This window comes from Cupriavidus sp. 05N39, assembly GCF_056397325.1.
In genome coordinates this window covers 39603-48805 of sequence record NZ_JBFTNE010000058.1, presented here as the reverse complement: position 1 = coordinate 48805, position 9203 = coordinate 39603, and the positions used below count along the sequence as shown (strand labels likewise).

Genomic DNA, 9203 nt, shown 5'->3' with positions numbered 1-9203 from the left:
ATCCGGCTCTATCGCTCTTCCTTGCCGCTGGTTTGCTCTCCCGCTTGCGGGAGAGGGGACGGGGGAGAGGGCGGGCGCGTGATGTGGCGCCCGCCCTCAAATTCCTACTTGTTCACCATCCGCGCCGGCACCGACAGCGTCAGCGCCGCGCCTACCACCAGACACGCCGCCAGCAGATACATCCCGGAGTCCGTGCTTTGCGTCAGGTCCTTCAGCCAGCCCACCGCATACGGGCTGATAAAGCCTGCCAGGTTGCCCAGCGAGTTGATCAGCGCAATACCCGCCGCGGCGCCGGTGCCCGCGAGAAACGCCGTGGGCAGACTCCAGAACAGCGGCAGCGTGGTCAGGATGCCGATGGTGGCCAGCGTCAGTCCGAGCAGTGCCAGCACTGTGTTGCTGTGCCATTGCACCGACAGCACCAGCCCAAGCGCGCCGGCCAGCGCGGGAAGGGCGATATGCCAGCGGCGCTCGCGCGTGCGGTCGGCGCTGTAGGCCACCAGTATCATGCCGACCACCGCGCAGCCATAGGGAATGGCGGTGAGCAGGCCGATGTCCAGCGGGCTCTTCACGCCGGTCTGCTTGATGATCGTGGGCAGCCAGAAGCTGACGCCGTACAGGCCCATCACGAAGCAGAAGTAGATCGAACTCATCAGCCAGACACGCGGGCTGGTCAGCACCTGGCTGACCGGCGCGTCTTCCTTGTGCATGTCCTCGTTGGCGATATTGCGCTGGAGCAGGGCCTTCTCTTCATCGTTCAGCCACTTGGCGTGGACGATGCGGTCGTCGAGGTAGGCCAGCACCACCAGCCCCACCAGCACCGACGGGATGCCTTCGAGCAGGAACATCCATTGCCAGCCCGACCAGCCGTTGTGGCCGTCGAAGGATTGCATCACCCAGCCCGACAGCGGCCCGCCGATCACGCCGGCAAGCGCAACCGCAGTCATGAAATAGGTGGTGGTGCGCCCGCGCCGATGCGATGGGTACCAGTAGGTCAGGTAGAGGATGATGCCGGGGAAGAAGCCAGCCTCGGCGATACCAAGCAGGAAGCGCAGCACGTAGAACATCGTCGGCGTGGTGACGAACATCATCGCCGCCGAGATCAGCCCCCAGGTGATCATGATCCGGGCAATCCAGATGCGCGCGCCCACCCTGTGCAGGATCACGTTGCTGGGCACCTCGAACAGGAAGTAGCCGATGAAGAAGATGCCCGCGCCCAGCCCGTAGACGGTCTCGCTGAACTGCAGGTCGTTAAGCATCTGCAGTTTGGCAAAACCTACGTTGACCCGGTCCAGGTAGGCCACTACGTAGCAAAGCAGCAGGAAGGGAACGAGACGCCAGCTCACCTTGCGGTAGGTGGCATCCTCGAAGGTGGGGTCGGCTGCGCCGCTGTGTACTGCGGTTGTTGTCATGYTGTCTCCTCTGGGATTTACTCTCTGTGATTGCACGATACCGCTGGATGAGGGGCGCCGCCTGCTACATGCGGCCCCCCGCGTTGAATGCGATGGCCGCACCGGTGCCACMGCCTTGCGCGGGCAGGGCGGCCGGCAAGCATGCCGTTCGCGGCAACGGTGCCGGGCTCATGTTGGAGCGGCCTGCTAGTGCGCGAACGGGCCGCGGCCGCGCAGCGCGTTGGCGACCATCATCAGCGCGAGCAGGAAGGGCAGGGCCACATAGAGGCACCAGTGCACGCGGTCGCCCACGGTGTCGCCCCACTTGCGCTTGAAGACCTGCAGGCGCGGCATGGCCGAGGGGTTGGTGGCGCGTTTGTTTCTGACGTGCCACGCCATCCAGAAGAAGAAAATGGCGAACGCGACCGACAGGAAGTTGATATTACCCATGTTGTATGGCGATGGTTTTCAGTGTGGTGAATCCGTACAGGGCTTCGAAGCCCTTCTCGCGGCCGTGGCCGGACTGCCCGCTGCCGCCGAAAGGCAGTTCCACCCCGCCGCCGGCACCGTAGTTGTTGATAAAGACCTGGCCCGCGCGCAGCTTGTGCGCCAGCCGCAGTTGCCGTGCGCCGTCGCGGGTCCAGACGCCGGCGACCAGCCCGTAGGGGGTGCCGTTGGCGAGCGCGATGGCTTCGGCCTCGGTGTCGAAGGGCGTTGCCGCCAGCAGCGGCCCAAAGACTTCTTCCTGCGCCAGCCGGTGCGCCGGCGGCACGTCGCGGAACAGCATCGGCACCTGGTAGTAGCCGGATTCCGGCGCTTCCGCCACGATCTGTCCTTGCGCCATCGCGGTAATGCCGGCGTGCTGCGCGTCGGAAACGAAGTCCCATACACGCTGTTGCTGCTTGCGGTTGATCAGCGGGCCGCATTCAAGGTCCAGCTCCGATGGACCCACGCGCAGGGACTCGAACACCGTGGCAAGGCGGTCGAGCACGGCATTGTAGAGCGGGCGTTCCACCAGCACGCGGCTGCCCGCCGAGCAGGTCTGGCCGGCGTTCTGCACGATGCCGTTGACGATGATCGGCACCAGCGCATCGACATCGGCGTCGGCGAACACGATCTGGGGCGACTTGCCGCCCAGTTCCAGCGTGACCGGCACGTGGTTCTCGGCTGCCATCTGCGCGATCAGCTTGCCGGTCTGCGGCGAACCGGTGAAGGAGATGTGGTTGATGCCGGGGTGGCGCGCTAGTGCGGCGCCGGCTTCGTGGCCATAGCCGGTGACGATATTGAGCGCGCCTTCGGGCAGGCCGGCCCCGGCCGCCAGCTCCGCCACCCGCAGCAGCGACAGGCAGGCGTCCTCGGCGGGCTTGACCACGCAGGCATTGCCCGTGGCCAGCGCCGCGCCGACGCTGCGCCCGAAGATCTGCAGCGGGTAGTTCCAAGGGATGATGTGGCCGGTCACGCCATGCGGCTCGCGCACGGTCAGCACGGTGAAGCCCGGCTGGTAGGGAATGGTCTGCCCGTGCAGCTTGTCGGCCGCGCCGGCGTAGAACTCAAAGTAGCGCGCCACGGCGCGCACGTCGGCGGCAGCCTGGCGCAAGGGCTTGCCGGTGTCGCGCGCTTCCAGCGCGGCGAGTTCGGCTTCATGCTCGATCAGCGTCAGCGCCACGCGGTTGAGCAGGCGTGCGCGCTCGGCGGGCGCCATGGCGCCCCAGGCGCCTTCGGCGGCCTGGCGGGCGGCGTGGACGGCCACATTGATGTCGACCGCGTTGCCGCGGGCGATTTCGGCGAAGGGCTCGCCGCTGGAAGGGTCGAATACCTTGATGCGCATGCCGGAATCCGGCGCGATCAGGCGGTTGGCAACGAAGTGCTGGGCGTGCATTGGAATGGCTCCGGCTGGATGCGACCGTCAGCCTGTGGCTGTTAGTGCGCCTGTCGATGCGTCATTGGGACAATTCAGCATTATCACTCACCGCGCGAGGCGCGCAAGGCACGTGGCGTCAGGCCCGGGTCAGCTTCGAACCGCTATAATGCCCGCCATCCTCAAACACAGGCATCTGGAGAGCAAGCATGAGCTTCAACCTCGTTTCCCCCGGCAAGGACATCCCGAACGATTTCAACGTCATCATTGAAATCTCCGCCCAGAGCGATCCGGTGAAGTATGAAGCCGACAAGGAAACCGGCCTGCTCTTCGTCGACCGTTTCATCGGCACCGGCATGCGCTATCCCGCCAACTACGGTTTTGTTCCGCAGACCCTGTCGGGCGACGGCGACCCCGTCGACGTGCTGGTGCTCTCGCCGTTCCCGATCCTGGCCGGTGCCGTCGTGCGTTGCCGCGCGCTGGGCATGCTCAAGATGACCGACGAGTCGGGTGTGGATGCCAAGCTGATCGCCGTGCCCCTGGACAAGCTGTCGCCGGCCACCGCCTTCATGAAGGGCCTGTCCGACGTGCCGCAGAACCTGCTGGACCAGATCAAGCACTTCTTTGAGAACTACAAGGCACTCGAAGCGGGCAAGTGGGTCAAGGTGGAAGGCTGGGCCGGCATCGAGGAAGCCCACAAGGAAATCACCGACGGCGTGGCCAACTACACGAAGTAAGCCTTCGCCGCCCCGGGCGGCGCGCCGCAGGGTCGGTCATGGCCGTTTCCCGCGCCTGGCTGAACCGCAGCTGAACGAACCCCGCCACGGCGGGGTTTTTTGTTGCGTCGGGTTTGATGGAGGCCAAAGACACCATGAAGCCTGTGGGTTAAGCTCCAATCACAGAACAACTCGGCAGAAAGACTGCCAATCCCCATGTACGTTACCTCTTCGAAGCCATCCGCGACGGTTCGCTATTCCGGTCTGGCGGTCTTCTTCCACTGGGCGGTGTTCCTGCTGATTGCCACCGCGTACGCCGCGATCGAACTCAAGGGCTTTACCGCAAAAGGCAGCGCCGCCCGCGCCCTGTCGATGTCGGTCCACGAGTGGGCTGGCGCGCTGGTGATTGTGCTGGCGGTGCCGCGCCTGCTGTGGCGCCTGATGGGCGGGGCGCCGGCGCCCGAGCCCGGCCCGCGCTGGATGCATCTGCTGGGCGGCGCCATGCACCTCCTGCTTTATCTGTTTATCTTCATACAGCCCGTGCTGGGCCTGCTGGCCCTCAACGCGGGTGGCCACCTGATGACGCTGCCGGGGCTCGGCATCGAACTGCCCTCGCTGGTGGCGCAGAACGCGGACCTGAAGGATGCCCTCAAGGAAATCCATGAAACGCTGGGTACCGCCTTCTACACGGTGATCGGGCTGCATGCGGTGGCCGCGCTGTTCCACCACTACATGCTGGGCGACAACACGCTGCGGCGCATGTGGCGTTGACGCGGCAAGCCGGCCAGCCATGGCCGGCTTCAGCCGCGGGCAAACGGCGTGCGGTCGTTGAGTTCGTCCAGGTAGGCGTCGATGCCCTGGCGCTCGCGCACGAGGAAGCGCTCGACGGCATCGGCGAAGGACGGATGCGCCAGCCAGTGGGCGGAGCGGGTCGCGACCGGCAGGAATCCGCGCGCCATCTTGTGTTCGCCCTGCGCGCCGCCTTCGAAGGTGCGGATACCCTGCGCGATGCAGAATTCCAGAGGCTGGTAGTAGGCGGTCTCGAAGTGCAGGCATGGGTGGTGCTCAAGCGCCCCCCAGTAGCGCCCGAACAAGGTGCTGCGTGCGGGGTCGCCGTCGTAGACCACCAGGGAGGCGGCGATCGGCTGGCCGGCACGCATGGCCACCACCAGCAGCAGGTTCTCCGGCATGGCGGCACCGATGCGCCGGAAGAAGTCCAGGTTCAGATAGGGCGTGGAATGATGCTCGCGGTAGGTCTGGCGATAGCAGCGATGGAAGAAGCGCCATTCGTCGTCGCCGATCTCCGCGCCCCGCAACTGGCGGAAGGTGATGCCAGCTTCCGCCACGCGGCGCCGTTCGGCGCGGATGTTCTTGCGCTTCTTTTGCGAGAGCGTGGCCAGGAACGCCTCGAAGCTCTCATAGCCCGGGTTGGTCCAGTGGAACTGCACGCCATGCCGCATCAGCATGCCGGCGTCTGCCATCAACGCGGCCTCATGCTCGTCCGGGAAGAGCACATGCAGGGATGACAACTGGCTTTGCTCCGCCACCGCCAGCGCGGTTTGCAGCAGGACACGGCGCGCGCCCACGTCCTTGGCCAGCAGCCGCGCGCCCTGGACGGGCGTGAAGGGGATCGCGGACAGCAGCTTTGGGTAGTAGGGAAGGCGGTGCTGCGCATAGGCGTCGGCCCAGGCCCAGTCGAACACGTATTCGCCATACGAGTGCGATTTCGCGTACAGCGGCATGGCCGCCACCAGGCGCTCGCCGCCGCCTTCGTGCGGAGCCCACAGGGTCAGGTAGCGCGGGCTCCAGCCGGTTTCGTCGCAGGCACTGCCGCTGGCGTGCAGGGCGTGCAGGAAGGCGTGGCGCAGGAACGGCGTGGCGCCGGGCTGCGCCGCCACCAGGGCATCCCATGTGGCCGCCGGCAGCTCGGACAGATCGAAAACGATCTGCGTGCGATAATTCTCCATCCGCTCGTGTTCCTGTCCGCCTTGTGCCGCAGCCGCCCCTGGGGGGCTTGCGTCAGGGTGGTCCGGTCCCGGCTTGCAAGATTCAGACTGCATTGCGCTAGATCCGCTCATCATTTGCCTGCTGCCGACGCCTCGGTGGCGCCGGCCAGGGCCTTGTTCCGCCATGGCTGTCCGCGCCGCGCGAGCTTTGCGCGGGCGGCAGGGCCGGTTGAGTCTACCGGAAATGGCGCGGTGCGGCAGGCAACATCCGGCAACCCGCCGGGCAGGCTAAACTCTCTCACTAACCAACGACTATATAAGGGGCCAAAATGWAGCAGATTACCGCCATCATCAAACCGTTCAAGCTGGACGAAGTGCGCGAGGCGCTGGCTGACATCGGCGTGACCGGGTTGACGGTAACCGAGGTGAAGGGCTTTGGCCGCCAGAAAGGGCATACCGAGCTGTACCGCGGCGCCGAGTACGTGGTCGATTTCCTGCCCAAGATCAAGATCGAGGTCGTGGTTGCCGAGAACCAGCTCGATACCGTGCTCGACGCCATCGTCAAGGCGGCGCACACCGGCAAGATCGGCGACGGCAAGATCTTCGTCACCGAGATCGAGCGAGTGATCCGCATCCGCACCGGCGAGCAGGACGAGGCCGCCGTCTAAGCGCTCCGCGCAGGCAATTCAGCACCGGCGCAATCCTGGCGGTCCCGGGGGAGGGGCGCCCGGATTGCCCGGCTAGCTCGGCAGCTTCCAGCCGAAGCGCACGCACAGCAGGCGCGTCGCCGTGATGGTGATCGCGCCCGCGAGCAGGGCCAGTTCCTGCTCGGCCCGCACCCAGGTCAGGCCGACATAGACCCAGCAACCGACAAAGGCACAGGTGGCATAAGGCGACCTGTCGCGCAGGATCATCGGCACCTCGTTGCACAGCACATCGCGCACCACGCCGCCGAACACCGAGGAAATGATGCCCATCATGACCGCCACGGTAGGCGTCATCTGCGCCACCAGCGCGAGCGACGTGCCGGTGACGGAAAACAGCCCGAGGCCGATCGCATCGGCCGTGATCATGGTGCGCTCGGACGCCACCCGGCTGACTACCCGCAGCACGAACGAAGCGCCGAGCGACATGACGAAGATCAGGATCACATAGCCTTCGTGGTCGACCCAGTAGAAGGGCCGGCGGTCCAGCAGCACGTCGCGCACCGTGCCGCCGCCAAAGGCGGTGGCGAACGCCACCACAAACGTACCCACGGCATCGAAGCGCTGCTTGCGCGCGTCGACCACGCCGGAGACGGCGAAGGCGAGCACGCCCACCACTTCCATGACATGCAGGATCAGGGGCAACCGCCCCATCAGGAGATCGAGCGGCAGATGCATCGTGCGCGCGGCCTCAGGCGTGCGGCTGGCGCAGCAGCACCATCAGCGCGCCGGAGCCACCCTCGGCACCGCGCGCCTGAACGAAGGCCAGCACTTCTTCCTTCTGTACCAGCCAGCTGCGCACCTTGCCCTTGAGCACCGGCGTCTTGTCCGGCGAGCCGTTGCCCTTGCCGTGGATCACGCGCACGCAGCGCACGCCGCGCTTGACCGAGCGCCGCACGAACTCGGCCAGCACCTCGCGCGCTTCGTCGCTGCGCAGGCCGTGCAGGTCGATCTTGTCCTGGGGCACCCATTCGCCGCGGCGCAGCTTCTTGACCACGTCCATGCCGATGCCCGGCCGGCGGAACGACAGGGTTTCATCGGTATCCAGCAGGTTCTCGACGTCGAATTCGTCGGAAAGCGATGCGGCCAGCACGGCCTTGTCGTCCAGCTGGGTTTGTACCGGTACCGGCGCGGGGTGGCGCGGCGTGGGCGTGATGCGGTTACGGTCGCGCAGGGCGCTGACGTTGCCCACGCTGCTGCGGAAGACGTCAGCCTCCTCGCGTGCGCGCTGGGCGACGCTTTCCGCCTCGCGGCGTTCGGCTTCGCGCCGCTCGGTGTCAGCCTTGAGGGATTCGCGCAGGCCAGCCAGGTCGGTCAGGCCGAAGCGCTTGGGCGGGCTGGCGGGTTTCTTTGCGCCGTGCGTCATGGAATTCTCCGGGGTGCTCGGCGTGATTATAAAGTGGGGGGAGGTAGTGCAGACGGGCGGGACTGGCGTCGCGCCCAAGGGCTCGCGCGGCCATTTATCCGGGCGCCCGCGGCACGGTGATCGCTGTGCGCAGCGAATCACAGTGCGGCAGGTGCCGGGGGCAGGCGCTTACTGCAGCGCTTCCACGTAACGCTGGGCGTCCAGCGCTGCCATGCAGCCCGTGCCGGCGCTGGTGATGGCCTGGCGGTAGATGTGGTCCTGCACGTCGCCGGCGGCGAACACGCCGGGGATGCTGGTAGCCGTGGCATCGCCGGCCAGGCCGGTCTTGGTCACGATATAGCCGTTGCGCATGTCGAGCTGGCCCTCGAACAGGTCGGTATTGGGCTTGTGGCCGATGGCGATGAACACGCCCGCCAGCTTGAGTTCTTCGGTCTTGTCGCCCTGAGCATCGCGCAGCTTGACGCCGGTCACGCCGGATTCGTCGCCCACCACCTCGTCCAGCACGGTGTTGTAGCGGATTTCGATGCGGCCTTCCTTCTCGCGCTGGAGCAGGCGGTCGACCAGGATCGGCTCGGCGCGGAATTTGTCGCGGCGGTGGATCAGGGTGACCTTGCTGGCGATATGCGACAGGTAGAGCGCTTCTTCCACCGCGGTATTGCCGCCGCCGACAACCGCGACTTCCTGGTTCTTGTAGAAGAATCCGTCGCAAGTTGCGCAGGCCGACACGCCGCGGCCCATGAACAGTTCTTCCGAGGGCAGGCCGAGGTACTGGGCCGAGGCGCCGGTGGCGATGATCAGCGAATSGCAGGTGTATTCACCGGCATCGCCGACCAGGCGGATCGGGCGTTCGGTCAGCTTGGCGGTATGGATGTGATCGAAGATGATTTCGGTGTTGAAGCGCTCGGCATGCTCCAGGAAGCGCTGCATCAGTTCCGGGCCTTGCACGCCGTTGGCATCGGCTGGCCAGTTTTCCACGTCGGTCGTGGTCATCAGCTGGCCACCCTGGGCCAGGCCGGTGATCAGCACCGGCTGGAGGTTGGCGCGGGCCGCGTAGACGGCAGCGGTATAGCCGGCGGGGCCGGAACCGAGAATCAGCACTTTTGCGTGTTTGGCCATGATGCTTTCCTATGGCTGGTGCGCCTTGGTGCGCGCCAGCGTGAATCGAAACCAGCATTATAAGTGGACCGGCGTTTGCTCACTGTTGCAAATTCCAATGGGAGCGATA

General features: G+C 65.9%; 10 protein-coding genes. 3 read left to right on the top strand and 7 right to left on the bottom strand.

Translation table 11 applies throughout. The features are described 5' to 3' along the window. Positions 1–104: 104 nt before the first annotated feature. The 3 genes from AC1DN0_RS25290 to AC1DN0_RS25280 form a co-directional block, all read right to left on the bottom strand. The gene (locus tag AC1DN0_RS25290) at positions 105–1409 is read right to left on the bottom strand and encodes an MFS transporter (RefSeq protein ID WP_441631119.1); all 1305 of its coding nucleotides are present in this window, start codon (positions 1407–1409) and stop codon (positions 105–107) included. A 186-nt stretch (positions 1410–1595) separates the two neighbouring features. Then, positions 1596–1838: a hypothetical protein gene (locus tag AC1DN0_RS25285; RefSeq protein WP_035859752.1), complete on the bottom strand. Its 243-nt coding sequence runs from the start codon at positions 1836–1838 to the stop codon at positions 1596–1598. Then, complete coding sequence (locus AC1DN0_RS25280; protein WP_441631117.1) at positions 1831–3267, bottom strand: aldehyde dehydrogenase family protein; 1437 nt, start codon at positions 3265–3267, stop codon at positions 1831–1833. Before AC1DN0_RS25280 ends, AC1DN0_RS25285 begins: the two co-directional genes overlap by 8 nt. A gap of 188 nt (positions 3268–3455) precedes the next feature. Between AC1DN0_RS25280 and ppa the strand changes: the two genes are divergently transcribed. Together ppa and AC1DN0_RS25270 are read left to right on the top strand one after the other, a co-directional pair. Continuing rightward, positions 3456–3983 carry an inorganic diphosphatase gene (gene ppa / locus AC1DN0_RS25275; protein ID WP_035859760.1) on the top strand — a complete coding sequence of 176 codons (528 nt, stop codon included), beginning with the start codon at positions 3456–3458 and terminating at the stop codon, positions 3981–3983. A 195-nt stretch (positions 3984–4178) separates the two neighbouring features. Further along, complete coding sequence (locus AC1DN0_RS25270) at positions 4179–4733, top strand: cytochrome b (protein ID WP_441631114.1); 555 nt, start codon at positions 4179–4181, stop codon at positions 4731–4733. Positions 4734–4762: 29 nt separating this feature from the next. Here AC1DN0_RS25270 and AC1DN0_RS25265 read toward each other — a convergent pair whose 3' ends face one another. Further along, positions 4763–5929, bottom strand: coding sequence for a GNAT family N-acetyltransferase (locus tag AC1DN0_RS25265; protein WP_441631112.1), 1167 nt, complete (start codon positions 5927–5929; stop codon positions 4763–4765). A 308-nt stretch (positions 5930–6237) separates the two neighbouring features. Between AC1DN0_RS25265 and glnK the strand changes: the two genes are divergently transcribed. Further along, the gene (gene glnK, locus AC1DN0_RS25260) at positions 6238–6576 is read left to right on the top strand and encodes a P-II family nitrogen regulator (protein ID WP_477146092.1); all 339 of its coding nucleotides are present in this window, start codon (positions 6238–6240) and stop codon (positions 6574–6576) included. A gap of 72 nt (positions 6577–6648) precedes the next feature. Here the strand turns inward: glnK and AC1DN0_RS25255 are convergent, their stop codons facing one another. The 3 genes from AC1DN0_RS25255 to trxB form a co-directional block, all read right to left on the bottom strand. Further along, positions 6649–7290, bottom strand: coding sequence for a trimeric intracellular cation channel family protein (locus AC1DN0_RS25255; RefSeq protein WP_441631108.1), 642 nt, complete (start codon positions 7288–7290; stop codon positions 6649–6651). Between the two features lie 13 nt (positions 7291–7303). Then, a complete protein-coding gene (locus tag AC1DN0_RS25250) occupies positions 7304–7978 on the bottom strand; it encodes a Smr/MutS family protein (protein ID WP_441631106.1) in 675 nt (224 codons plus the stop codon). A 168-nt stretch (positions 7979–8146) separates the two neighbouring features. Beyond that, the gene (gene trxB / locus AC1DN0_RS25245; RefSeq protein WP_477146091.1) at positions 8147–9094 is read right to left on the bottom strand and encodes a thioredoxin-disulfide reductase; all 948 of its coding nucleotides are present in this window, start codon (positions 9092–9094) and stop codon (positions 8147–8149) included. Between the last annotated feature and the right edge of the window lie 109 nt (positions 9095–9203).